Source organism: Pseudomonas sp. NY11955 (assembly GCF_048068035.1).
Classification (GTDB): domain Bacteria; phylum Pseudomonadota; class Gammaproteobacteria; order Pseudomonadales; family Pseudomonadaceae; genus Aquipseudomonas.
Genome location: NZ_JBLUPS010000001.1, coordinates 596,343 through 621,828, shown reverse-complemented (window position 1 = coordinate 621,828; position 25,486 = coordinate 596,343). Strand labels below are relative to the sequence as shown.

The 25,486-nt window shown below is 62.3% G+C and carries 20 protein-coding genes; 14 read left to right on the top strand and 6 right to left on the bottom strand.

The window, feature by feature from the left end; all coding sequences use genetic code 11:
* Window positions 1–130: 130 nt before the first annotated feature.
* From ACNFBR_RS02735 to gcvP, 4 genes are all read left to right on the top strand, one after another.
* Window positions 131–1,753: an ABC transporter permease gene (locus ACNFBR_RS02735; protein ID WP_416733567.1), complete on the top strand. Its 1,623-nt coding sequence runs from the start codon at window positions 131–133 to the stop codon at window positions 1,751–1,753.
* 123 nt (window positions 1,754–1,876) lie between these two features.
* Window positions 1,877–2,959 carry a glycine cleavage system aminomethyltransferase GcvT gene (gene gcvT, locus ACNFBR_RS02730; RefSeq protein ID WP_416733566.1) on the top strand — a complete coding sequence of 361 codons (1,083 nt, stop codon included), beginning with the start codon at window positions 1,877–1,879 and terminating at the stop codon, window positions 2,957–2,959.
* Window positions 2,960–3,010: 51 nt separating this feature from the next.
* Window positions 3,011–3,394, top strand: coding sequence for a glycine cleavage system protein GcvH (gene gcvH, locus ACNFBR_RS02725; protein WP_416733565.1), 384 nt, complete (start codon window positions 3,011–3,013; stop codon window positions 3,392–3,394).
* A gap of 195 nt (window positions 3,395–3,589) precedes the next feature.
* Window positions 3,590–6,463 (top strand): aminomethyl-transferring glycine dehydrogenase, encoded by a 2,874-nt coding sequence (gene gcvP / locus ACNFBR_RS02720; RefSeq protein ID WP_416733564.1) that lies wholly within the window; start codon window positions 3,590–3,592, stop codon window positions 6,461–6,463.
* Window positions 6,464–6,574: 111 nt separating this feature from the next.
* On the opposite strand, the gene ACNFBR_RS02715 is transcribed toward gcvP, so the two are convergent.
* The 3 genes from ACNFBR_RS02715 to ACNFBR_RS02705 form a co-directional block, all read right to left on the bottom strand.
* Window positions 6,575–6,889 carry a DUF2388 domain-containing protein gene (locus ACNFBR_RS02715; protein ID WP_016502153.1) on the bottom strand — a complete coding sequence of 105 codons (315 nt, stop codon included), beginning with the start codon at window positions 6,887–6,889 and terminating at the stop codon, window positions 6,575–6,577.
* Between the two features lie 88 nt (window positions 6,890–6,977).
* A complete protein-coding gene (locus ACNFBR_RS02710) occupies window positions 6,978–8,651 on the bottom strand; it encodes a GspE/PulE family protein (protein ID WP_416733563.1) in 1,674 nt (557 codons plus the stop codon).
* A 218-nt stretch (window positions 8,652–8,869) separates the two neighbouring features.
* Entirely contained in the window at window positions 8,870–9,175 is a 306-nt protein-coding gene (locus tag ACNFBR_RS02705; protein WP_416733562.1) for a hypothetical protein, read from the bottom strand.
* Window positions 9,176–9,301: 126 nt separating this feature from the next.
* On the opposite strand from ACNFBR_RS02705, the gene ACNFBR_RS02700 reads away from it, so the two are divergent.
* A complete protein-coding gene (locus ACNFBR_RS02700; RefSeq protein WP_003253717.1) occupies window positions 9,302–9,772 on the top strand; it encodes an Lrp/AsnC family transcriptional regulator in 471 nt (156 codons plus the stop codon).
* Window positions 9,773–9,873: 101 nt separating this feature from the next.
* On the opposite strand, the gene ACNFBR_RS02695 is transcribed toward ACNFBR_RS02700, so the two are convergent.
* On the bottom strand, window positions 9,874–11,241 hold the full coding sequence (locus ACNFBR_RS02695) for a CYTH domain-containing protein (RefSeq protein WP_416733561.1): 1,368 nt from the start codon (window positions 11,239–11,241) through the stop codon (window positions 9,874–9,876).
* Between the two features lie 116 nt (window positions 11,242–11,357).
* Between ACNFBR_RS02695 and argE the strand changes: the two genes are divergently transcribed.
* Window positions 11,358–12,500 carry an acetylornithine deacetylase gene (gene argE / locus ACNFBR_RS02690; protein WP_416733560.1) on the top strand — a complete coding sequence of 381 codons (1,143 nt, stop codon included), beginning with the start codon at window positions 11,358–11,360 and terminating at the stop codon, window positions 12,498–12,500.
* A 123-nt stretch (window positions 12,501–12,623) separates the two neighbouring features.
* Window positions 12,624–13,922 (top strand): amino-acid N-acetyltransferase, encoded by a 1,299-nt coding sequence (gene argA, locus ACNFBR_RS02685; protein ID WP_416733559.1) that lies wholly within the window; start codon window positions 12,624–12,626, stop codon window positions 13,920–13,922.
* Window positions 13,923–14,073: 151 nt separating this feature from the next.
* Here argA and ACNFBR_RS02680 read toward each other — a convergent pair whose 3' ends face one another.
* Complete coding sequence (locus tag ACNFBR_RS02680) at window positions 14,074–15,450, bottom strand: glutamine synthetase family protein (RefSeq protein ID WP_014592784.1); 1,377 nt, start codon at window positions 15,448–15,450, stop codon at window positions 14,074–14,076.
* A gap of 574 nt (window positions 15,451–16,024) precedes the next feature.
* Between ACNFBR_RS02680 and ACNFBR_RS02675 the strand changes: the two genes are divergently transcribed.
* The 7 genes from ACNFBR_RS02675 to ACNFBR_RS02645 all read left to right on the top strand — a co-directional run bounded on the left by ACNFBR_RS02675 (window position 16,025) and on the right by ACNFBR_RS02645 (window position 24,333).
* The gene (locus ACNFBR_RS02675; RefSeq protein WP_010955710.1) at window positions 16,025–17,383 is read left to right on the top strand and encodes a glutamine synthetase family protein; all 1,359 of its coding nucleotides are present in this window, start codon (window positions 16,025–16,027) and stop codon (window positions 17,381–17,383) included.
* Between the two features lie 48 nt (window positions 17,384–17,431).
* Complete coding sequence (locus tag ACNFBR_RS02670; protein WP_416733558.1) at window positions 17,432–18,793, top strand: aspartate aminotransferase family protein; 1,362 nt, start codon at window positions 17,432–17,434, stop codon at window positions 18,791–18,793.
* Between the two features lie 168 nt (window positions 18,794–18,961).
* Window positions 18,962–20,059 carry a polyamine ABC transporter substrate-binding protein gene (locus ACNFBR_RS02665; protein ID WP_416733557.1) on the top strand — a complete coding sequence of 366 codons (1,098 nt, stop codon included), beginning with the start codon at window positions 18,962–18,964 and terminating at the stop codon, window positions 20,057–20,059.
* Between the two features lie 158 nt (window positions 20,060–20,217).
* A complete protein-coding gene (locus ACNFBR_RS02660; protein WP_416733556.1) occupies window positions 20,218–21,312 on the top strand; it encodes a polyamine ABC transporter substrate-binding protein in 1,095 nt (364 codons plus the stop codon).
* 71 nt (window positions 21,313–21,383) lie between these two features.
* Entirely contained in the window at window positions 21,384–22,526 is a 1,143-nt protein-coding gene (gene potA / locus ACNFBR_RS02655; protein WP_013974704.1) for a polyamine ABC transporter ATP-binding protein, read from the top strand.
* Entirely contained in the window at window positions 22,523–23,443 is a 921-nt protein-coding gene (locus ACNFBR_RS02650) for an ABC transporter permease subunit (protein ID WP_416733555.1), read from the top strand. Before potA ends, ACNFBR_RS02650 begins: the two co-directional genes overlap by 4 nt.
* Window positions 23,440–24,333, top strand: a complete 894-nt coding sequence (locus ACNFBR_RS02645; protein WP_313202467.1) for an ABC transporter permease subunit — start codon at window positions 23,440–23,442, stop codon at window positions 24,331–24,333. The genes ACNFBR_RS02650 and ACNFBR_RS02645 overlap by 4 nt, the downstream gene beginning before the upstream one ends.
* Before the next feature lie 65 nt (window positions 24,334–24,398).
* On the opposite strand, the gene ACNFBR_RS02640 is transcribed toward ACNFBR_RS02645, so the two are convergent.
* Complete coding sequence (locus ACNFBR_RS02640) at window positions 24,399–25,292, bottom strand: RHS repeat-associated core domain-containing protein (RefSeq protein WP_416733554.1); 894 nt, start codon at window positions 25,290–25,292, stop codon at window positions 24,399–24,401.
* Window positions 25,293–25,486: the final 194 nt, after the last annotated feature.

Sequence of the window (25,486 nt, the reverse complement as noted above, 5' to 3'; positions counted from 1 at the left end):
GGCCCTTTCGCGGGCACGCCCGCTCCCACAGGAACTGCACAGGATTCAAGCATCGTGCGGTCCCTGTGGGAGCGGGCATGCCCGCGAACGACCGCGCAGCGGTCGCAAATCAGCCACAGAGACAGTCAACTTGCCCCACACCCCACAACGCCGCTGGTACCTCCCGGTCTCCCTGATCGCCGCCCTGGTGCTGCTGCCGCTGAGCGTGCTGCTGCTGTCCTGGCAATCGATCGACCTGCAGATCTGGTCGCACCTGCTCGACACCCAGATGACCCGCCTGCTCGGCAACACCCTGACCCTGGTGGTGGGTGTCGGCATTGGTGTCACCGTACTGGGCGTCAGCCTGGCCTGGCTCACCAGCCTGTGCGAGTTCCCGGGTCGGCGTTGGCTGGACTGGGCGCTGATGCTGCCGTTCGCCATCCCGGCCTATGTGCTGGCGTTCGTCTTCGTCGGCCTGCTGGACTTTGCCGGCCCGGTGCAAAGTGCCCTGCGTGAAGTGTTCGGGCCAATGCGCCTGCCACGGGTGCGCTCCACCGGCGGGGTAATCATCGTCCTGGTGCTGGTGTTCTACCCCTATGTCTACCTGCTGGCACGCACGGCGTTCCTGGCCCAGGGCAAGGGGCTGATGGAAGCGGCGCGGGTGCTTGGGCTGTCGCCCTTGCAGGCATTCTGGCGCGTCGCCCTGCCCATGGCACGGCCGGCGATCGGTGCCGGTATCGCCCTGGCGCTGATGGAAACCCTGGCTGACTTCGGCGCGGTGGCGGTGTTCAACTTCGACACTTTCACCACGGCCATCTACAAGACCTGGTACGGCTTTTTCAGCTTGTCCAGCGCGGCCCAGCTGGCCAGCCTGCTGCTGCTGGCGGTGATGCTTGTGCTGTACGGCGAGCGCCGGGCCCGCGGTGCCAGCCGCAGTGGCAACGAACGGCCGCGCGCGCAGGCGCTGTATCATCTGCGTGGGCTCAAGTCGCTGCTGGCCAGTGCCTGGTGCCTGCTGGTGTTCGCCTGTGCTTTCGTCATTCCGCTGCTGCAACTGCTGGCGTGGTTTTGGCAACGTGGCCGGTATGACCTGGACGAGCGCTATGTCGGCTTGGTGCTGCACACCCTGTACCTGGGTGGCATGGCGGCGCTGGTCACGGTATGCGTGGCGCTGCTGCTGGCCTTTGCCCGGCGCCAGGCGCCGACCGGCGGTATCCGCGCCGGAGTTGGCCTGGCCAACCTGGGGTATGCCTTGCCCGGTTCGGTGCTGGCGGTATCGATCATGCTGGCCTTCAGTTACCTCGACAACCACCTTGTCATCCCGCTGTCCAGCTGGTTGGGTGGGGCCGGCAAGCCGTTACTGCTAGGTAGCCTCTCGGCCTTGCTGCTGGCCTACCTGGTGCGCTTCATCGCGGTGGCCTACGGGCCGCTGGAGAGCAGCCTGGAACGCATCCGCCCATCACTGCCCGAAGCCTCGCGCAGCCTGGGCGTCGGTGGCGCAAGATTGTTTTTCAAGGTGTATCTGCCGCTGCTGGTGCCCGGTGCCCTTAGCGCCGCGCTGCTGGTGTTCGTCGACGTGCTCAAGGAAATGCCGGCCACCTTGTTGATGCGACCGTTCGGCTGGGACACCCTCGCCGTGCGGGTGTTCGAGATGACCAGCGAGGGCGAGTGGGCGCGTGCCTCGCTGCCGGCACTGACCTTGGTGCTGGTGGGCTTGCTGCCGGTCATTGGCCTGATCCGCCGTTCGGCCCGTCGACCCGGTCACAGTCGCTGAGGGTGCCAGCTGGCGACCTTGCAGCTACAATGCGCGGCATTCGCGCGGCGGGTCCTTACAACAAGAGCTGACGACCCACGTCATCGACCGCCGCCGCTTCGCCACGCCCGGAAGGAGAAACCCATGGGACAGCGCACGCTTTTGTATGACCTGCACCTGGCGCTAGGCGCCAAGACGGTCGATTTCGGTGGCTGGGACATGCCCCTGCACTATGGCTCGCAGGTCGAGGAGCACCACCAGGTGCGCAGCGACTGCGGCGTCTTCGATGTTTCCCACATGACCGTGATCGATGTCGAAGGCACCGATGCCACCGCTTGGCTGCAGCGCTTGCTGGCCAACGACGTGGCCCGCCTCGACGACACCGGCAAGGCGCTGTACAGCCCGCTGCTGCATGAGCAGGGCGGGGTGATCGACGACCTGATCGTCTACCGCACGGAAACCGGCTATCGGCTGGTCACCAACGCCGCCACCCGCGCCAAGGTGCTCGACTGGCTACAACTGCAGCGTGTCGGTTTTGCCGTGGACTTTCAGGCCCGTCCCGACCTGGCCATTCTCGCCATCCAGGGGCCGCATGCCCGCGAAAAGGTCGCGGCCCTGCTCAGCCCCGCGCGCGCGGCCCTGATCCGCGAGCTGCGCCCGTTCGAAGGCGTTGCCGAAGGCGACTGGTTCATCGCCCGCACCGGCTACACCGGTGAAGATGGCCTGGAAATCATTTTCCCCGGCGAGCAGGCCGTCGCCTTCTTCAACGACCTGGTCGGTGCCGGCATTGCGCCTAGCGGCCTCGGCGCCCGCGATACGTTGCGCCTGGAAGCCGGCATGAACCTGTACGGCCAGGACATCGACGAAAACCACACGCCGCTCACCTCCAACCTGGGCTGGAGCATTGCCTGGGAGCCGGCCGAGCGCGATTTCATCGGCCGTGCCGGCCTGCTGGCGGAAATCGAGCACGGCGTGCAGGAAAAACTGGTTGGCCTGGTGCTGGAAGAGCGCGGCGTGCTGCGCGCCCACCAGGTGGTGCGTGTAGCCGGGATTGGCGAAGGGGAGATCACCAGTGGTAGTTTCTCACCTACGCTGAGCAAGTCCATTGCCCTGGCGCGCGTACCCATGGCGACCGGCGACCGGGCCGAGGTGGAGATTCGCGGCAAATGGTACCCGGTGCGGGTGGTCAAACCGACCTTCGTGCGCCACGGCAAGATCCTTATCTGAACAATTATCAACCGGCGGGCGTACCGCTGAGCCAATCGAGGAATTCAAGACATGAGCACTATCCCCGCCGACCTGCGTTTTGCCGAAAGCCATGAGTGGGCTCGCCTGGAAGCCGACGGCAGCGTGACCGTGGGTATCAGCGACCACGCCCAGCAAGCTCTGGGTGACGTGGTGTTCGTCGAGCTGGCCGAAGTCGGCAAGGTATTCGCTGCTGGCGAAGCTGCTGGTGTGGTCGAGTCGGTCAAGGCCGCTTCGGACATCTACGCCCCGATCGGTGGCGAAGTCATTGCCGTCAACGAAGAACTGGCCGACAGCCCGGAGCTGCTCAACGAAGAACCTTACGAAGCGTGGATCTTCAAACTGAAGCCAAGCAACCCGGCCGAGCTGGACAAGCTGCTGGATGCTGCTGGCTACGCGGCTGCTATCGGCGAGTAATACCGCGTCGCCTGATTCGCGGCACAAGGCCGCTCCTACAGGAGATCGCGATCCCTTGTAGGAGCGGCCTTGTGCCGCGAATGGGGCGCAAAGCGCCCCCCTATATGCTGGGTAGCATCAATTCCCCGCAGAATCGGCAATCCTTCCTAGACTTATAAGTCTCCATGAGACCCGGTCTAGGAAGAGAGCGTCGTCATGTCCCAGTCGCCATCCCTGCATCAACTGCAAGAGCTCAACCCTTTCCTGCGTCGTCACCTGGGCCCCGATGCCACAGAGCAGCAGGCCATGCTCAACGCGCTGGGCGTCGCCAGCCGCAGTGAGCTGATCGAGCAGACCGTTCCGCCCGACATCCGCCTCAATCGCCCCCTCGACCTGCCGGCGGCGTTGGACGAACAAGCCGCCCTGGCCAAGCTCGCCGGTTATGCCGAACAGAACCAGGTCTGGACCAGCCTCATCGGCATGGGCTACCACGGCACCATCACCCCCACGGTCATCCTGCGCAATGTGCTGGAAAACCCCGGCTGGTACACCGCCTACACGCCCTACCAACCGGAAATTGCCCAAGGCCGGCTGGAGGCGCTGCTGAACTTCCAGCAGATGGTCATCGACCTCACAGGCCTGGCCCTGGCCAATGCCTCGCTGCTCGATGAAGCCACCGCTGCCGCCGAGGCCATGGCCCTGGCCAAGCGGGTGGCGCGCAACAAGAGCAACGCCTTCTTCGCTGACCAGCACTGCCACCCGCAGACGCTGTCGGTACTCAAGACCCGCGCCGAAGGCTTTGGCTTCGAACTGATCGTCGACGCTGTGGATAACCTTGCCAAACACTCGGTGTTCGGCGCGTTGCTGCAGTACCCCGACACCCACGGCGAGGTGCGCGATCTGCGCCCGCTGATCGACCAGTTGCACGGCCAGCAAGCCTTGGCCTGCGTGGCGGCCGACCTGCTTAGCCTGGTGGTGCTGGCGCCACCCGGGGAGCTGGGCGCCGACGTGGTGCTGGGCTCGACCCAGCGCTTTGGTGTGCCGATGGGCTACGGTGGGCCCCACGCGGCCTATTTTGCCTGCCGCGACGACTACAAACGGGCCATGCCAGGGCGCATCATCGGGGTGTCGCGCGATGCCCGTGGCAACACCGCGTTGCGCATGGCCCTGCAGACCCGCGAGCAGCATATTCGCCGCGAGAAGGCCAACTCCAACATCTGCACGGCCCAGGTGCTGCTGGCCAACATTGCTGGCTTCTACGCGGTTTACCACGGCCCGGAAGGCCTGCAACGCATCGCCCAGCGTGTGCACCGACTGACCTTCATCCTGGCCGCCGGCCTTGAAGCCAAAGGCATCAAGCGCCTCAACCAGCACTTCTTCGACACCCTTACCCTGGATGTCGGTGGGGCCCAGGCGGCCATCATCGAAAGCGCCGAAGCCGCGCACATCAACCTGCGCATTCTTGGGCGCGGTCACTTGGGCGTGAGCCTGGACGAAACCTGTAACGAGCATACGGTGCTGCGCCTGCTCGATATTTTCCTGGGGGTGGATCATGGCCTGGACATCGCCGCCCTCGACCAGTTGGCCCTGCCTGAAGGCATCCCCGCCGGCCTGGTGCGGCGCACGCCATTGCTCGCCCACCCGGTGTTCAACCTGCACCACAGCGAAACCGAGATGTTGCGCTACCTCAAGCAGCTGGAGAACAAGGACCTGGCGCTGAACCAGTCGATGATTCCGCTGGGCTCCTGCACCATGAAACTCAACGCCACCAGCGAGATGATCCCCATCACCTGGCCTGGCTTCGCCCAACTGCACCCGTTCGCCCCGGTATCCCAGGCCGTAGGATACAAGGCGATGATCGACGAGCTGGAAAGCTGGCTGTGCGCGATCACCGGCTTCGATGCCATCTGCATGCAGCCCAACTCCGGTGCCCAGGGCGAGTACGCCGGCCTGATGGCGATAACCCGTTACCACCGCAGCCGTCATCAGCCGCAGCGCACGTTGTGCCTGATCCCGTCGTCGGCCCACGGCACCAACCCGGCGTCGGCGCAGATGGCTGGTATGGAGGTGGTGATCGTCGATTGCGACAACGATGGCAACGTCGACCTGGCTGACCTCAAGGCCAAAGCCCAGGCGGCCGGTGAGCGTCTGTCGTGCCTGATGATCACCTACCCCTCGACCCACGGCGTGTACGAAGAGGGCATACGCGAAATTTGCGAGGTCGTGCACCAGCACGGCGGCCAGGTGTACATGGACGGCGCCAACCTCAATGCCCAGGTGGGCCTGGCGCGCCCGGCGGACATCGGGGCCGATGTGTCGCACATGAACCTGCACAAGACCTTTTGCATCCCCCACGGCGGTGGCGGCCCGGGCATGGGGCCAATCGGTATCCGCGCGCACCTCAAGCCGTTCGTCGCCAGCCACCCGGTGGTGCCGGTGCCTGGGTTGGACCCAAACAACAGCGCGGTTAGTGCCGCGCCTTGGGGCAGCGCAAGCATCTTGCCGATCAGCTGGATGTACATCGCCATGATGGGCCCGCAGTTGGCCGACGCCAGCGAGGTGGCGATCCTTTCGGCCAATTACCTGGCCAGCCAGCTGGGCGGTGCCTTCCCTGTGCTCTACCGCGGGCGCAACCAGCGAGTGGCGCATGAGTGCATCCTCGACCTGCGGCCGTTGAAGGCACTGACAGGCATCAGCGAGGAGGACGTGGCCAAGCGCCTGATGGACTATGGCTTCCACGCGCCGACCATGTCGTTCCCGGTGCCAGGCACGCTGATGGTGGAGCCGACCGAGAGTGAATCGAAGGCCGAACTGGACCGGTTCGTCGAGGCCATGCTGGCGATTCGGGCGGAAATTGGCGAGGTGCAGGAGGGCAATTGGCCGGCGGAGAACAACCCGCTCAAGCATGCGCCGCATACCCTGGCGGATGTACTGGGTGTGTGGGACAGGCCGTATAGCCTGGAGCAGGCGGTGGCACCCAGTGCTCACGCGCGCCAGCATAAGTACTGGCCGGCGGTGAACCGGGTCGACAACGTGTATGGGGACAGGAATTTGTTCTGTGCTTGTGTACCGGTGGAAGCGTATCGCTGAGATCGGTGTTGGGTTCTTCGCGGTCTTGCCCGCTCCCACAGGTATTGCACAAGTTTCGAGCCTTGTGGGGTCCCTGTGGGAGCGGGCAGGCCCGCGAAGCCGGCGACGCGATTACTCGGCTACTGCATTCTTGGCCAGAATGGCATTGGCCAGCTCCATGTCGGAGGCCTGCATCCCTGGGTGCTCTGCCCGTGCCTGGCGCATGGCCGCTTCCAGGAACGGCCCGCGGATCGCGCCTTCGCTGGCGACGAAGCTGCTGGCGTCGTCTTGCGCGGCCACGACCAGCTTGTGGTCCCGCGAGGTCAGGTAGCTCGATGCCGTGGTAGCACCAGAAGTCATCACGTTACGCCAGAAGGTATCGGCCATGGCCGAGCCGATAGGCAGCGAGAGCAAGGCAGCGGCGGCGATGGCGGTTTTGAGACGCATGTTGAAACACCTCTAAGGGTGAGGGTTGAAGATGCGCGGTTTGATCTTTTCAGGTGCGGCAAGTTCCTGGAATACAAAGGACTTTTCGTCAGCTACAGACACGCAGCAGTTCCTCGGCACGGGTCTGCCCGCAAGCCACTTTGGCCTCCCCGTAGCTGCGCAGGTCAACCAGCCCGTCGGCCAATGCCTGGCGCCTTAAATGGGTCAGATCGGCTTGCGGACCGATCAATGCGCGCAGGCTTTCGCTTGGCCGCAGCAACTCGAACAAGCCCGTGCGCCCGTGAAAGCCGGTGCCACGGCAGGTTTGGCAGGTGGCTGAAGAACTGGCCTGGCAGTCCGTGCAGACGGTTCGCACCAGGCGCTGGGCCATCACCCCGATCAGCGTGGCCTTGATCAAGTAGTCGGCTACACCCAGCTCTTGCAGGCGGGTAATGGCTGCGCAGGCATCGTTGGTATGCAGGGTCGACAGCACCAGGTGCCCGGTCAGCGCAGCCTGCACCGCTACCAGCGCAGTTTCGCGGTCGCGGATTTCGCCGATCATGATGATGTCCGGGTCCTGGCGCAGCATGGCCCGTACCCCGTTGGCAAAGCCCAGGTCCAGGGCCGGCTGCACCTGCAACTGGTTGAAGCCTGGCACCAGGCGTTCGATCGGGTCTTCGATGGTGCACAGGTTGACCTGCGGCGTCGCCAGTAGCTTGAGGCTGGCATACAACGTACTGGTCTTGCCGGAGCCGGTGGGGCCAGTGACCAGGATGATGCCTTGGCGCTGGCGCAGCAGGCCTTGCCACTGAGCCAGTAGCTGGCCTTGCAGGCCAAGGCGGTCGAAGCCCTCTTGCAACTGCTGTGGGTCGAACAGGCGCAGCACCAGTTTCTCGCCAAACGGGGTGGGCAGGGTGGATAGGCGCAGCTCCACTTCGCCGCCACCTGGCAGGCGGCTTTGCAGCCGGCCGTCTTGCGGCCTGCGTTTCTCTGCAACGTCCATGCGGCCCAGATGTTTCAGGCGGCTGACCAACGCCAGCGTGACCCCGCTGGGGAAGGCATAGACGGTGTGCAGCAGGCCGTCGATGCGGTAGCGCAGCTGGCCCTGCTCGCGGCGCGGTTCCAGGTGGATATCGCTGGCGCGCTGTGCAATGGCGTACTGCAGCAGCCAGTCGACGATATGCACGATATGGGCGTCATCGGCGCTGGCTTCGGCCTGGCGCTTGCCCAGCTCCAGCAATTGCGCGAGTTCGCCCAGGCTGGCCGATTGTTGGTACTGCGCGCCTTTTACCGATTGGGCCAGGTGCTGAAACGACTGCCCTGACTGACGGATCTGCAGCGGGTTGGCCAACACGCGACGAACCGATCGGCCAAGGCTGCGGGCCAGGTCGGCCTGCCAATCATCCACGTAGGGCTGGGCACTGGCTACGGTGACGCTGGCCGCGTCGGCGGCGACGATGAGAATGCCATGACGTTGGGCGAAAGCCGGGGAGATCAGGCCGGTGAGCTGGGGCAGGTCGAGTCGCAGGGGGTCGATGCGCAGGTAGGGCTGGCCCACCTTGTCGGCCAACCATTGGCAGAGATGGTCCAGGTCCAGGGGCTGGCCGGGATGCTGGCGATTTTCCAGGCTGCAGGCGGCGATCAGTTCCAGCGGGTGGTCGGTGGGGTGGGCGGCGGCGTGTTTGAGTACTTGCATGGTGTCGTTGGCATGCAAGTGCTGGTCGGCGAGCAGCGCTTCGAGCACGCGTTCGAGATTGAGTGCCGGGCTGTCGGGGGTATGCATGGTGGGCGTCCGTGCCTGATGCGGGAGTGCTGACCAAGGCTAGCCGGTCAGCGCAGAGGCATTGGAGGTGAAAGGTTTCGGGGTTTTGCGGGGCACCTGTTCCGGCCTCTTCGCGGGTAAACCCGCTCCCACAGGGATCGCACAGACCTTTAATCCTGTGCACTACCTGTGGGAGCGGGTTTACCCGCGAAGAGGCCGGCACAGGTACAGCACAGCTGTCAGACCACCGCCAGCTCCACCCGCTGCAGGTTGGTAAGGCTCACCTCACCTACGCACACCAGGTTGCGCAGCTTTTGTGCAATCACCTCTGCCCGGTGCCAGCTCAACCCGCCAATGCCGACTTCGATGTTCAGCCAATCATCGTGCTGCTTGACCTGCACGCTGTGTGGGGTCAGGAACTGCAGGGCGAACAGGTTCAGCACCCGGCACAGGCTGTCGGGCTCGGCTTCGGCCTGCAGGCGATAGTGCACGGTGCTGTGGGCGTTACTGGCGGCCCAGGCGTCGGTACGTGGCTGTGCGTTCATGCTGGTCTCCGCAAATGTGGGAGAAATTCTTGCACGTCGAGGGTGGTATTTTTTCGCTATGATTTGATCATTTTGTTGTGTTTGCAAATTGATCAATTCGATAAGTGTTGTTCTGGAGAATTAATAATGCACAGCGAGCTGGACGCCTACGACCGCCGCATTCTCGAACTGCTGCAGGAGGACGCTTCGCTGTCCAGCGCGCAGATCGCCGAGCGTGTCGGGCTATCGCAATCGCCGTGCTGGCGGCGCATTCAGCGCTTGAAGGAAGAGGGAGTGATTCGCGGGCAGGTGACCTTGCTGGACCGCAAGAAGGTCGGCCTGAACACGCAGATTTTTGCCGAGGTGAAACTCAACGCCCATGGGCGCTCCAATTTCACCGAGTTCACCGAGGCGATTCGCGGGTTCCCGGAGGTGTTGGAGTGTTATGTGCTGATGGGGGCGGTGGACTTTTTGCTGCGGATAGTCACATCGGACATCGAGGCTTATGAGCGATTCTTCTTCGAAAAACTGTCGAATGTGCCGGGGATTCAAGAGGTGAATTCGATTGTGGCGCTGTCGGAGATCAAGTCCACCACCAGCCTGCCACTGTCACGGTGAGGCATTCGCGGGCTCGCCCGCTCCCACAGGGTTATCAGTAAGCCAGAGACTGGCGCGATTCCTGTGGGAGCGGGCAAGCCCGCGAAGAAGGCGACGCGGTATCACGCCTTGAGCAGGTGCTTCCAGCCGCGGCTCTGGTCCACTGCCCGAGCCTGTTCGATACGCGCTTCCAGCACTTCATCGCTGATCGGCTGCTCGGCCAGTTCATGCAACTTCTTCAGGTCGCCATACAGGCGGTCCATCTGCGGCGCTTCCAGCACCTGGCGGGCATGGTGCAGCCAGGCCAGCAACTGCTCGATACGCGGCAGCTGCTCGGCCAGGTCTTCCGGGCGTTGGGTGTAAAGCGGCAGCTTCAACGCACGGCCTTCCTCGCCCAGCAGGTGCCCCAGCCAGCTGGCCAACTGCGCCTTGCCCTGGCGTTCGCCACGGCCTTTGCGTTCTGCGGTCCACGCACGGGCCAGCAGCCAGCGCGAGGTTTCCAGCGAAAATTGGCCCCAACGCACGTCTTCCAGCTCTTCGGCGAACTGCTCGGGTGCGGCGCGACGAATATCTTCGTCATCGTTGCCGGCCTGCACCAGCGGGCGCCAGTCTTCGAGCAAGGCGTCAAGGCTGGCACGCAGGTCGCGGGTAGTGGCGCGTGGTGCCGCCTGGCCCAGGCTGGCAGTGAGGGCACGCAGTTCGCTCAGGCACTCGACCCAGTCTTGTAGCAGGCGCCAGTGGCCATTGTGGCGGTACTGCTCGGCCAGGCGCTGGCTGCTGCCCAGCAGTTGCCAGGCCAGGGCGGCATAGGCGTCGTCCACCGCCATTTCGGCCTCCAGCTCGGTGTGTGGCAGGCCCAGCTCGTAGCTGTCCGGCTCCAGCAGGCGGTAGCCGCGCTCGGCCTTGCTGATGTCGCAGGGCATCAGTGGCAGGCTGGCGGCCAGTTCGGCGGCCAGTTCCAGCAGCGCTTGCGGTTCACCTTCGCGCAGCTCCAGCTCCAGCTCGCAGATCTCTTCCTTGCGCTTGCCGGCGATTACGAAGCCCTGGTCCAACGCGGCCTCGATCACCACCTTGCTCTTGCCACGGCCCCAGGCGATTTCGGCGTATTCACGGCTGAAATCGGTGGTGAACAGCGGTTTGATGGTTTTCTTGTCCAGGTTGGCCAACTGCTCGGGCCAACAGGTGGCGTCCAGCTTCTTCAGGTCGAGCTTGACCTTGTCCAGGTGCCATTCGTACTCGTTGCGCTCGGACAGGCCGGCCACGCTGGTGCCACGGCACTTGAGGGTTTGGATGACGGCGTCGCCATCGCGGCGCAGGCGCAGGGCGACACGGGCGGCGGACAGCTCACGCTCAGGGGTGTCGAAGTACTGGTTGAGCAGTTCACGGGTCTGCCAGCCGGACTTGTTGCGCTTTTTCAGCAGAGGGTGCTCGCGCAGGGCGGCAAGGGTCTCGCGGCTGGCGCGGAGCTTCAGTTCGGTTTCTTTGTGCATCACAGACTCGAAAGAGGGGGCGTGGTTGGCGCAGAGTCTACAGCAGTCCGCCGTCAACGGTTTATTCCAGACAGCGGATAGTCCTATGATGGGCAACGCTTCCGAGGAGTACGCGCATGCCGTTGCCGACGCTGAAAGACCAGTTTGCCGCCTTGATCGCCGCGCCTTCGGTCAGTTGCACCCAACCTGCGCTGGACCAGTCCAACCGTCAGGTCATCGACCTGCTGGCCGGCTGGCTGGGCGACCTGGGTTTCACCTGCGACATCCAGCAGGTCAGCCCTGGCAAGTTCAACCTGCTGGCCAGCCGTGGCACCGGCCCGGGTGGCCTGGTGCTGGCCGGGCACAGCGACACCGTGCCGTATGACGAACAGCTGTGGGCCAGCGACCCGCTGAAGCTGACCGAAACCGATGGCCGCTGGGTCGGCCTGGGCAGTTGCGATATGAAAGGCTTCTTCGCCCTGGTCATCGAGGCGGTCATCCCTCTGCTGGAGCACGACTTCAAGCAGCCGCTGCTGATCCTTGCCACCTGTGACGAAGAAAGCTCCATGTCCGGCGCCCGCGCCTTGGCCGAGGCCGGCCAGCCGCTGGGCCGTGCGGCAGTAATCGGTGAGCCTACCGGGCTGCGGCCGATCCGCATGCACAAAGGCATCCTCATGGACCGCATCGACATCCTCGGGCGCAGTGGCCATTCGTCGGACCCAAGCCTGGGCCGCAGTGCCATGGAAGCCATGCACGCGGTAATGGGCGAACTGATGGGGCTGCGCCAGCAATGGCAGCAAACCTATCGCAACCCGCAATTCACCGTGCCGACCCCGACCATGAACTTCGGTTGTATCCATGGCGGTGACAACCCCAACCGCATCTGTGGCCAGTGTGCCCTGGAATTCGACCTGCGGCCGCTGCCGGGCATGGATGTGGAGCAACTGCGCGCGGCCATTCGCGAAAAGCTGGTGCCGGTGGCCGAACGCCACGATGTACGCATCGACTACGCGCCGCTGTTCCCGGAGGTGCCGCCGTTCGAGCAGGCCGCCGATGCCGAGCTGGTGCAAGTCGCGGAGCGCCTCACCGGCCATCGCGCCGAAGCGGTGGCGTTCGGCACCGAAGCGCCTTATCTTCAGCAGCTGGGCTGCCAGACCATCGTGCTGGGCCCTGGCGACATCGCCTGTGCCCACCAGCCCGGCGAATACCTTGAAATGTCACGAATCGAGCCTACCGTGCGTCTATTGCGTGACTTGATCCGGCACTATTGCCTGCACTAAACGTCAATCGAACTGATTCGTTCCTGCCTAGAGGAGACCGCGCGTGACCGCAAGCCTGTTCCGACGATGATTCCGAACGCCCCTGTATCGCCGTTCTCCGTCCACTTATCCACAGGCCCTGTCATGCCCGACTACGTCAACTGGCTGCGTCATGCCTCCCCGTACATCAATGCCCATCGCGACTGCACCTTCGTGGTCATGCTCCCTGGCGATGGGGTGGAGCACCCTAATTTCGGCAACATCGTCCACGACCTGGTGCTGCTGCACAGCCTGGGCGTGCGGCTGGTGCTGGTGCATGGTTCGCGCCCGCAGATCGAAAGCCGCCTGGCCGATCGCGGCCTGACCCCGCACTACCACCGCGGCATGCGCATTACCGATGCTGCCACCCTGGACTGCGTGATCGATGCTGTCGGCGCCCTGCGCCTGGCCATCGAGGCGCGCCTGTCGATGGACATCGCCGCGTCGCCCATGCAGGGCTCGCGCCTGCGCGTGGCGTCCGGCAACCTGGTGACCGCGCGGCCGATCGGCGTGCTTGAAGGGGTGGATTACCACCACACCGGGGAAGTGCGTCGGGTCGACCGCAAGGGCATCAGCCGCCTGCTCGACGAGCGCTCCATCGTGCTGCTGTCGCCCCTGGGCTACTCGCCTACCGGGGAAATCTTCAACCTGGCCTGCGAAGACGTGGCAACCCGCGCGGCCATCGAACTGGGCGCCGACAAGCTGCTGCTGTTCGGCGCCGAGCCTGGCCTGCTGGACGCCGACGGCAAGCTGGTACGCGAACTGCGTCCGCAGCAGGTGGCCCCACATCTGCAGCGCCTGGGCAGCGACTACCAGGGCGAATTGCTGGATGCCGCGGCCGAGGCTTGCAAAGGCGGCGTGGCGCGCAGCCATATCGTCAGCTATGCCGAGGACGGTGCGCTGCTGACCGAGCTGTTCACCCGTGGCGGTGGCGGTACGCTGGTGTCGCAGGAGCAGTTCGAAGTGGTGCGCGAGGCGACCATCGAGGATGTGGGTGGCCTGCTGGAGCTGATCAGCCCGCTGGAAGAGCAGGGCATCCTGGTGCGCCGTTCGCGGGAGGTGCTGGAACGGGAGATCGAGCAGTTCAGCGTGGTCGAGCGCGAGGGCATGATCATCGCCTGTGCGGCGCTGTACCCGATTGCCGATTCCGAGGCGGGGGAGCTGGCGTGTCTGGCGGTGAACCCGGAATACCGCCATGGCGGGCGTGGGGACGAGCTGCTGGAGCGCATCGAGAGCCGGGCGCGGCAGATGGGCTTGAATACCTTGTTCGTGCTGACGACGCGCACGGCCCACTGGTTCCGCGAGCGCGGCTTTGCGCCTAGCGGGGTAGAGCGGCTGCCGGCGGCGCGGGCTTCGTTGTACAACTACCAGCGCAATTCGAAGATTTTCGAGAAGGCCCTGTAAGCCCGTGCCGGCCGCTTCGCGGGTGAACCCGCTCCCACAGGATCTTCAGCGGACCTGAGGCTGGCGCTATCTCTGTGGGAGCGGGCAAGCCCGCGAAGCAGGCGACACCGAGCTCAAAGAAAAACGCCGCCCTTGTGGGCGGCGTTTTCGTTTACACGGTATGCAGGTACCAGTTGTACTCGAGGTCGGAGATGGAGTGCTCGAACTCCTCCAGCTCGCTCTCTTTGCACGCGACAAAGATGTCGATGTACTTCGGATCGATGTACTTGTTCAGGATCTCGCTGTCGTCCAGCTCGCGCAGGGCATCGCGCAGGTTGTTCGGCAGGCTCTGCTCCAACTGCTCGTACGAGTTGCCTTCGATCGGCGCGCCTGGCTCGATCTTGTTGGTCAGGCCATGGTGCACACCGGCCAGCACGGCAGCCATCATCAGGTACGGGTTGGCGTCCGCACCGGCCACGCGGTGCTCGATGCGTACGGCGTCCGCCGAGCCGGTTGGCACGCGCAGCGCCACGGTGCGGTTGTCCAGGCCCCAGCTTGGCGCGTTCGGTACGTAGAACTGCGCGCCAAAGCGGCGGTACGAGTTGACGTTCGGGCAAAGGAACGCCATGGACGCGGGCAGGGTCTCGAGCACACCGCCGACAGCGTGACGTAGCGCGGCGTTCTGCTCGGGATCCTCGCTGGTGAAGATGTTGTTGCCATCTTTGTCCAGCACGGAAATGTGTACATGCAGGCCGTTGCCTGCCTGGCCCGGGTAGGGCTTGGCCATGAACGTTGTGTCCATTTCATGGTCGTAGGCGATGTTTTTGATCAACCGCTTGAGCAGTACCGCGTAGTCGCAGGCCTTCAGCGGGTCGGCCACGTGGTGCAGGTTGACTTCGAACTGCGCCGGGGCGCTTTCCTTGACGATGGCGTCGGCTGGGATGCCTTGCTCTTTAGCGCCTTCGAGGATGTCCTGCAGGCAGTCGGCATATTCGTCGAGGTCGTCGATCAGGTACACCTGGGTCGACTGTGGGCGCTTGCCCGAAATGGGCGAGCGTGGCGGCTGCGGGCGGCCGTTCACGTTCTCCTGGTCGATCAGGTAGAACTCCAGTTCGAATGCGGCGCAGATGGTCAGGCCCATATCGGTGAACTTGCTCACCACCTGGCGCAGCACTTCGCGCGGGTCGGCGAAGAACGGCTCGCCTTCCAGCTCGTGCATGGTCATCAGCAGCTGGGCGGTAGGGCGCTTTTGCCACGGCTCGTTACAGAGCGTGTCGGGGATTGGATAGCAGATGCGGTCAGCATCGCCGATGTCCAGACCCAGCCCGGTGCTTTCAACGGTGGAACCGTTGATGTCCAGGGCGAAGAGGGAGGCCGGCAGGTTGATGCCTTTCTCGTAAACCTTGTGGAGGCTGGTGCGCTCGATGCGCTTGCCACGCACCACACCATTCATATCTGCAATCAGAAGGTCAACGTAGAGAACCTCAGGATGTTCCTTAAGGAACGCGTTCGCTTCGTTAAGCTGAACGGCACGCGGGGGTACCGACATGATGCAACACCTTTGTTGTTAAAAATATCAATCAAGGGGGGCTTGCAGGACCAGTCAATCGAAAAGCCATACTGATGTCAAGCCAACCCCATGATGCCCTGAAATGGCACATCTACGGCAGATTTGCTGCATATCGGGGCAAGCCATTATCCGCTATTTACCGTGTAAAGGGCTATCTCCGACGCACCGTGTTTTATTTTTTACGGAGGTGTTGTGTAAAAAAATGAACAAGGCTAAGCTCGGTCTCAACCCAGAACACAATAATACGAGGGTCACATGGTCCGCTTGCCGCGACCTGAAAGCACTGCCTGCGCAGTGCCATCGGGTATCTCCGTCGTTTTTGCAAGCTTCGTCAATGGCGTGGTCGCCCTGGCCGCAATAATTGACGTTTGGCGCTCCCAGGCCCGCCCTCGTAGCGGCTTGCCGCTCTTCGTTTCGTCTTCCTGCCTTTCGAACTCATTACGGACACAGCTGATTTCAGTGTATCCACTGTGGCTCTGCGCGTGGGTTTTTGCTTTAGCAACCTACTCCATCCAGAATCAAGTCGCGGACCACCTTACCTCCTGAGGTATTTATGAGTAACAACCTCGACCAGCTCACCGATTGGTTGAAAGAGCACAAGATCACCGAAGTCGAATGCATGATCAGTGACCTGACCGGCATCACGCGCGGCAAGATTTCGCCCACCAACAAATTCATCGCCGAAAAAGGCATGCGCCTGCCCGAAAGCGTGCTGCTGCAGACCGTGACCGGCGACTACGTCGACGACGACATCTATTACGAACTACTCGACCCGGCCGACATCGACATGATCTGCCGGCCCGACGAGAACGCTGTGTTCCTCGTGCCATGGGCCATCGAGCCGACTGCCCAGGTCATCCACGACACGTACGACAAAAAGGGCAACCCAGTCGAACTGTCGCCGCGCAACGTGCTGAAGAAAGTCCTCAAGCTCTACGCCGACAAGGGCTGGCAGCCCATTGTCGCGCCCGAGATGGAGTTCTACCTGACCAAGCGTAGCGAAGACCCGGACTTCCCGCTGCAGCCACCGGTAGGCCGTTCCGGCCGCCCGGAAACCGGCCGCCAGTCGTTCTCGATCGAAGCCGCCAACGAATTCGACCCGCTGTTCGAAGACGTCTACGACTGGTGCGAACTGCAGCAGTTGGACCTCGACACGCTGATCCACGAGGACGGCACGGCGCAGATGGAAATCAACTTCCGTCATGGCGACGCCCTGCACCTGGCCGACCAGATTCTGGTGTTCAAGCGCACCATGCGCGAGGCGGCGCTCAAGCACAACGTGGCCGCCACCTTCATGGCCAAGCCGATGACCGGCGAGCCGGGGAGCGCCATGCACTTGCACCAGAGCGTGGTCGACGTGGCCACTGGCAAGAACATCTTCAGCAACGAAGACGGCAGCATGAGCGCGCTGTTCCTCAACCACATCGGTGGCCTGCAGAAGTTCATCCCCGAGGCGCTGCCGCTGTTCGCGCCCAACGTCAACTCGTTCCGCCGCTTCCTGCCAGACACCTCGGCGCCGGTGAACGTGGAGTGGGGCGAAGAAAACCGCACCGTCGGCCTGCGCGTACCGGATGCCGGCCCGCAAAGCCGTCGGGTCGAGAACCGCCTGCCGGGCGCCGATGCCAACCCTTACCTGGCCATCGCCGCCAGCTTGCTGTGTGGCTACATCGGCATGGTCGAAGGTATCGAGGCCAGCGCGCCGGTGCAGGGCCGTGGTTACGAACGCCGCAACCTGCGTCTGCCACTGACCATCGAGGACGCCCTGGAACGCATGGAAAACAGCCGTGCGCTGGTGCAGTACCTGGGCAAAAAATTCATTACCGGATATGTCGCCACCAAGCGCGCCGAGCACGAAAACTTCAAACGCGTCATCAGTTCCTGGGAGCGTGAGTTCCTGCTGTTCGCTGTCTGATCAACCCTGGTGCCGCAGGAGCGCGGCGGTCGAATTACGGAGAAGCACATGAGCGTCAACAACCCGCAAACCCGTGAATGGCAAACCCTGAGCGGGGAGCATCACCTCGCGCCTTTCAGTGACTACAAGCAACTGAAGGAGAAGGGGCCGCGCATCATCACCAAGGCCCAGGGTGTGCATTTGTGGGACAGCGAGGGGCACAAGATTCTCGACGGCATGGCCGGCCTGTGGTGCGTGGCGGTCGGTTATGGCCGTGAAGAACTGGTGCAGGCGGCCGAAAAGCAGATGCGCGAGCTGCCGTATTACAACCTGTTCTTCCAGACCGCTCACCCGCCTGCGCTGGAGCTGGCCAAGGCGATCACCGATGTGGCGCCCGAGGGCATGACCCATGTGTTCTTCACCGGCTCCGGCTCCGAAGGCAACGACACCGTGCTGCGCATGGTGCGCCACTACTGGGCGCTGAAGGGCAAACCGCACAAGCAGACCATCATCGGCCGCATCAACGGCTACCACGGCTCCACCTTCGCCGGTGCCTGCCTGGGCGGCATGAGCGGCATGCATGAGCAGGGCGGCCTGCCGATCCCGGGCATCGTGCACATCCCGCAGCCGTACTGGTTCGGCGAAGGCGGCGACATGACCCCGGAAGCGTTTGGCGTGTGGGCGGCCGAGCAGTTGGAGAAGAAAATCCTCGAAGTCGGCGAAGACAATGTCGCCGCCTTCATCGCCGAACCGATCCAGGGGGCTGGCGGCGTGATCATCCCGCCGGAAACCTACTGGCCGAAGGTGAAGGAGATTCTCGCCAAGTACGACATCCTGTTCGTCGCCGACGAAGTGATCTGCGGTTTCGGCCGCACCGGCGAGTGGTTCGGCTCCGACTACTACGACCTCAAGCCCGACCTGATGACCATCGCCAAGGGCCTGACCTCCGGTTACATCCCCATGGGCGGTGTGATCGTGCGTGACACCGTGGCCAAGGTGATCAGCGAAGGCGGCGATTTCAACCACGGTTTCACCTACTCCGGTCACCCGGTGGCGGCCGCGGTAGGCCTGGAAAACCTGCGCATTTTGCGTGACGAGAAAATTGTCGAGAAGGCGCGCACGGAAGCGGCACCGTATTTGCAAAAGCGTTTGCGTGAATTGCAGGACCACCCACTGGTGGGTGAAGTACGCGGCCTGGGCATGCTTGGTGCGATCGAGCTGGTGAAGGACAAGGCCACCCGCAGCCGTTACGAAGGCAAGGGCGTGGGCATGATCTGTCGCACCTTCTGCTTCGACAACGGCCTGATCATGCGTGCCGTGGGCGACACCATGATCATCGCGCCGCCGCTGGTAATCAGCCATGCAGAGATCGACGAACTGGTGGAAAAGGCGCGCAAATGCCTGGACCTGACGCTTGAGGCGATCAACTGAGCACCTGCTAGGCTAGCGATGTGACATTAAGTCGTTACAAGGTCCTGCTTTCCTTGATACAGGGCCTTGTAACTTGCCAGACTAGCGGCTGTTTCAGTCGCCGCGCGCTCTGCACCGTGGGTCTTGGCTGCTGGACAGTTGCTAAATAAAAATTCTGGAGCATTACGCATGAATAAAATGGGCAAAACGTTGCTGGCCGCCGCCCTGATGGGTGCCATGGCCTCCGCTGTTCAGGCTGAAGACAAAGTGTTGAACGTCTACAACTGGTCGGACTACATCGCTCCGGACACCATCGCCAAGTTCGAGAAGCAGACCGGCATCAAGGTCAAATACGACGTCTTCGACAGCAACGAAACCCTCGAAGCCAAGCTGCTGGCAGGTAAGTCGGGCTACGACATCGTCGTGCCTTCGAACAACTTCCTGGCCAAGCAGATCAAGGCTGGCGTGTACGAGGAGCTGGACCGTTCGAAGCTGCCGAACTGGAAAAACCTCGACCCAGACCTGCTCAAGGCCGTTGGCGATGCCAGCGACAAGGACAACAAGCACGCCTTCCCGTACATGTGGGGCTCGATCGGCATCGGCTACAACCCGGAGAAGGTCAAGGCCGCGCTGGGCGTGGACCACATCGATTCGTGGGATGCCGTGTTCAAGCCTGAGAACATCGCCAAGCTCAAGAGCTGCGGCGTGAGCTTCCTGGATGCCCCGACCGAAATGCTGCCGGCCGCCCTGCACTACCTGGGCCTGCCGAGCAACAGCACCAAGAAAGAAGACCTGAAGGCCGCCGAGGACCTGTTCCTCAAGATCCGTCCTTCGATCACCTACTTCCACTCGTCCAAGTACATCGGCGACATGGCCAACGGCAACATCTGCGTGGCCGTCGGTTACTCGGGTGACCTGGAGCAGTCCAAGGCCCGCGCCCACGAAGCTGGCGACAAGGTCAAAGTGGACTACGTCATTCCGAAAGAAGGTGCCGGTACCTTCTACGACATGGTCGCCATCCCTAAAGATGCCGAGCATAAAGACGCCGCCTACCAGTTCATGGACTTCCTGATGCAGCCGGAAATCATGGCTGAAATCACCAATGCCGTGCGCTTCCCGAACGGCAACGCTGCCGCCACCCCGTTCGTGGACAAGGACATCACCAGTGACCCAAGCATCTACCCGCCTGCCGAAGTGAAGAAGCAGCTGTACGCCATCGCTGCGCCTGACGCTTCCGTACAGCGTGTAATCACTCGCAGCTGGACCAAGATCAAGTCGGGCAAGTAAGCCCGATGCGGCACCTCTGGGCCGGGGTTTCCCGGCCCAGAGCCTGTGAAAGGCAATTGATGATTGCGGCATCGAAGCTGCGAAGGTAAGTTGCGCGCCGGTTTTGCGTGTGCGGCAGCATTGTCGCTACCCAGGCACTGATTGTGAGGACCACCCACTTGTCTATTTCTGTACTCCGCAAGGCCTTGATGGCTGGCGCGGGCCTGACGCTGGCATGCAGCGTCCAAGCGGCGCCAACGGTGCACTTCTATAACTGGTCCGACTACATCGGCCCGACCACACTCGCGGACTTCGAGAAAGCCACGGGCATCAAGCCCGTGCAGGACGTGTTCGACTCCAACGAAACCCTGGAAGGCAAACTGCTGGCCGGCAACACCGGCTATGACGTGGTAGTGCCGTCCAACCATTTCCTTGGCAAGCAGATCAAGGCGGGCGCGTTCCAGAAGCTCGACAAGAGCCTGCTGCCCAATTATGCCAACCTCGACCCGGCGTTGATGAAGCGCCTGGAAAAGAACGACCCGGGCAACCAGTACGCCGTGCCTTACCTGTGGGGCACCAACGGCATCGGTTACAACGTCGACAAGGTCAAAGCCGCGCTGGGCGTGGACAGCATCGACTCCTGGGCCGTCCTGTTCGAACCCGAGAACATGAAGAAGCTCTCCAAGTGCGGCGTGGCCTTCCTCGACTCGGCGGACGAAATGCTCCCGGCGGTGCTCAACTACATGGGCCTCGACCCCAACAGCAGCGACCCCAAGGATTACGCCAAGGCCGAGCAGAAGCTGCTGGCGGTGCGCCCGTACGTGACCTACTTCCATTCGTCCAAGTACATCACCGACCTGGCCAACGGCGACATCTGCGTCGCGGCAGGTTTCTCGGGTGATGTGTTCCAGGCCAAGGCCCGCGCTGAAGAAGCGAAGAAGGGCGTGAACCTGGCCTACGCCATTCCCAAGGAAGGCGGCAACCTCTGGTTCGACGTGCTGGCGATCCCCAAGGACGCCAAGAACGTCAAAGAGGCGCACGCCTTCATCAACTATTTGCTGAAACCTGAGGTTATCGCCCAGGTCAGTGATTACGTCGGTTACGCCAACCCGAACCCCAAGGCTGGCGACCTGATGGACCAGGCCGTGAGGACTGACGCCGCGGTTTACCCACCGCAGGAAGTGCTGGACAAGATGTTCGTGAATTCAGAGTTGCCACCCAAGGTGCAACGGCTGATGACCCGTAGCTGGACCAAGGTCAAGTCGGGCAAGTAAAAATCCAGACCCGCGACGGCACCTGCAGAACAGGCCACGCGGGCACAAAAATCTTGTTGGGAGTTTCACTCATGGCAGTTGCCTCCGGTGCCTATAAAAAAGCCCTCGAGGGTGGCCAGCAACCCAAGCAGGTGCTGGTCAAGATCGACCGGGTCACGAAAAAATTCGACGAAACGGTAGCCGTGGACGATGTGTCCCTGGAAATCCGCAAGGGCGAGATCTTCGCCCTGCTGGGCGGCTCCGGTTCCGGCAAGTCCACCTTGCTGCGCATGCTGGCCGGCTTCGAGCGCCCGACAGAAGGGCGGATCTTCCTCGATGGCGTCGACATCACCGACATGCCGCCCTACGAGCGGCCGATCAACATGATGTTCCAGTCCTACGCGCTGTTCCCGCACATGACCGTGGCGCAGAACATCGCCTTCGGCCTGCAGCAGGACAAGATGCCCAAGGCCGAGATCGACGCCCGCGTGGCCGAGATGCTCAAGCTGGTGCACATGACCCAGTACGCCAAGCGCAAGCCGCACCAATTGTCGGGTGGCCAGCGTCAGCGTGTGGCATTGGCCCGTTCGCTGGCCAAGCGCCCCAAGCTGCTGCTGCTCGACGAGCCGATGGGTGCGCTGGACAAGAAACTGCGTTCGCAAATGCAGCTGGAACTGGTGGAGATCATCGAGCGCGTGGGCGTGACCTGCGTGATGGTGACCCACGACCAGGAAGAGGCCATGACCATGGCCCAGCGCATCGCCATCATGCACCTGGGCTGGATCGCCCAGATCGGCTCGCCGGTGGACATCTACGAGACGCCTACCAGCCGCCTGGTGTGCGAATTCATCGGTAACGTCAACCTGTTCGAAGGTGAAGTGGTCGACGACGCCGAAGGCCACGCGATCATTGCCAGCCCGGAGCTGGAGCGCAAGATCTACGTGGGTCACGGCATCACCACCTCGGTGGAAGACAAGCACATCACCTACGCCCTGCGCCCGGAAAAGATGCTGGTCACCACCCAACAGCCGACCTGCGAGCACAACTGGTCGCGCGGCAAGGTCCACGACATCGCCTACCTGGGCGGCCACTCGGTGTTCTACGTCGAGCTGCCGAGCGGCAAGGTTGTCCAGTCGTTCGTCGCCAACGCCGAGCGCCAGGGCACCCGTCCTACCTGGGGCGATGAAGTGTACGTGTGGTGGGAAGACGACAGCGGCGTGGTACTGCGGTCATGAAACTGCGCAAGCTCAAGCGAGCCTTCCAGCGCCTGGTCCCGGAGGGGCGGCACCTGGTGATCGGCGTGCCGTTCATCTGGCTGTTCCTGTTCTTCATGCTGCCGTTCTTCATCGTCCTGAAGATCAGTTTTGCCGAAGCCGACGTGGCGATCCCGCCGTACACCGAGATCTACACCTACGTCGAAGACAAGATCCAACTGGTTCTCAACCTGGCCAACTATGGCCTGCTGACCGAGGATGAGCTGTATATCTCGGCCTACCTGGGTTCGTTGAAGATGGCCTTCTTCAGCACCATCCTGTGCCTGCTGATCGGCTTCCCGATGGCCTACGCCATTGCCAACGCCAAGAAGGAGACCCAGACGGTCCTGCTGCTGCTGATCATGATGCCGACCTGGACCGCGATCCTGATCCGCGTCTATGCCTGGATGGGCATCCTCAGCAACAACGGCCTGCTCAACGGCTTCCTGCTGTGGACCGGGTTGATCGACCAGCCGCTGCAGATCCTCAATACCAACCTGGCGGTGTACATCGGCGTGGTCTATTCGTACCTGCCGTTCATGATCCTGCCGCTGTTCGCCAACCTGGTGAAGCATGACCCTTCGTTGTTGGAGGCTGCTTCGGACCTGGGGTCGAGCACCTTCAACAGTTTCTGGAAGATCACCGTACCGCTGTCGAAGAACGGCATCATCGCCGGCTGCATGCTGGTATTCATCCCGGTGGTGGGCGAGTTCGTGATCCCTGAACTGCTCGGCGGCCCGGAAACCCTGATGATCGGTAAAGTGCTGTGGCAGGAGTTCTTCAACAACCGTGACTGGCCGGTGGCGTCCGCCTTGGCGGTGGTGATGCTGGCGATCCTGATCGTGCCGATCCTGCTGTTCAACCGCAGCCAGGCCAAAGAAATGGAGGGCCGCGCATGAAACGCTTCAGTTTCTCCAAGCTGATGCTGGTGCTCGGCTTGCTGTTCATCTACTTGCCGATGCTGATCCTGGTGATCTACTCGTTCAACGCCTCCAAGCTGGTGACGGTGTGGGGGGGCTGGTCGGTCAAGTGGTACGTCGGCCTGCTCGACAACACCCAGCTGATGGGTTCGGTGATGCGCTCGCTGGAAATCGCCTGCTACACGGCGGTGGCGGCAGTGGCGCTGGGTACCCTGGCAGCCTTCGTGCTGACCCGGGTCACCCGCTTCAAGGGCCGCACGCTGTTCGGTGGCCTGGTCACCGCGCCGCTGGTAATGCCTGAGGTGATCACCGGTCTGTCGCTGCTGCTGCTGTTCGTGGCCATGGCGCAGATGATCGGCTGGCCGCAGGAGCGCGGCATCGTCACCATCTGGATCGCCCACACCACGTTCTGTGCGGCGTATGTGGCGGTGGTCGTATCGGCGCGCCTGCGTGAGCTGGACCTGTCGATCGAGGAAGCGGCGATGGACCTGGGTGCCAAGCCGTGGAAGGTGTTCTTCCTGATCACCATCCCGATGATCGCGCCATCGCTGGCGGCGGGCGGCATGATGTCGTTCGCCCTGTCGCTGGATGACCTGGTGTTGGCCAGCTTCGTCTCCGGCCCGGGCTCGACCACCTTGCCGATGGAAGTGTTCTCGGCGGTGCGCCTGGGCGTGAAGCCGGAGATCAACGCCGTGGCCAGCCTGATCCTGCTGTCGGTGTCGTTGGTGACCTTCTTTGTCTGGTACTTCAGCCGCCAGGCCGAAGAGCGTCGTCGCAAGGCGATTCAGCAGGCGATCGAAGAGGGTGCGGCGGCCAACGCCTCGCAGCCGCAGGTCAAGCGCCCGACGCAGGTGGCGGCTTCGGCCTGATCCTGGGCCTCTTCGCGGGCTTGCCCGCGAAGAGGCCACCTGCCAGTGAGATTGGGGCGATATGCTTACTGTCTGCGGAATTCTGAAGATTCAAGCCAGGGTATTGGTGGACGAGCCCTGCTCCTTGTGTAGGCATTTTGATTTTTAATGGCGTCGTTGTGCTCCCGCCGTTCCATTTCGCTCAAAATATCTCTTGCAGCCTCTGCTTGAATCAGTGTGTCTCGGCCTGCAACACCTCTGGTTAACTTTTCTGCCTCATAGTCAATGTAGCGTTCACTTTCTTTATGGAGCGCACTATATAATTCGCTTGAGGTGTCTTCTTCATAAATTGTCGAAGCTATGACATCTGGATGTTTAGTAAGATCGGTAGTTGGTTTGAGTTTTTTTAGCTCAGCGTCAGGCGCTTCCTTTAATTTTTTTTGATAAGCATTCCGCCGTGTAACAATGTCCTTAACCCCGGATTGGACAGGCCGGCTTGTCTGACCTTTGGGGTTTGAAGACATCATATGCCCACTGGGATCACGGAAGTTGATGGGGTCGCCGGAACAGTACACGTAGGCGTTAAACCCTCCTGCACCGAATGGGCTGAGTGTATCAGGGGATTGGAAGCGTGCTTTTTGGGGGCTGAAAACTCTTGTGCCTTGCCCGAGGAAATAACTGTGAGTCAGGCGCTCTCTGCGTTCGCCATTGAAGGCTGCCAGCGCTGCCAGGCCGTCAGTGAAATGTGAGTGACCGTAGGGGGTATAAGCGCCTGAAGTTGTTTGACTGCGGCCTTGAAATACCAGCGTTGAATGTTGAATATCTGTGGCCAATAAAAATAGACTTTCCAAACTTTGGAGGATGGCAAGTGTGCCAAGGCGGCATGAAAATATTTTAGCTTTAGTGTTGGCGTGTACTACCGTGTCGAGCGTCGAGCCGTTATAGAACATTTGCTCGTTTTTGCTGTTGAGGGTGTTCATGGATGCCTCCGAGGTTGCAGGTATTAAACCTGCACCTGAAAATTTCATAGCGCCACTGGCAAAAATGCCAGGTATTCAACGAATAGTGTGCCGAACCCTCACGGTGTCGCAGAGCTCGCAATGCCACTTGCGCACCTGGCCAGTGCCGTTTGCCCAACCCTGAACTACGCTGACAGTCGCATCCCACGAATCAT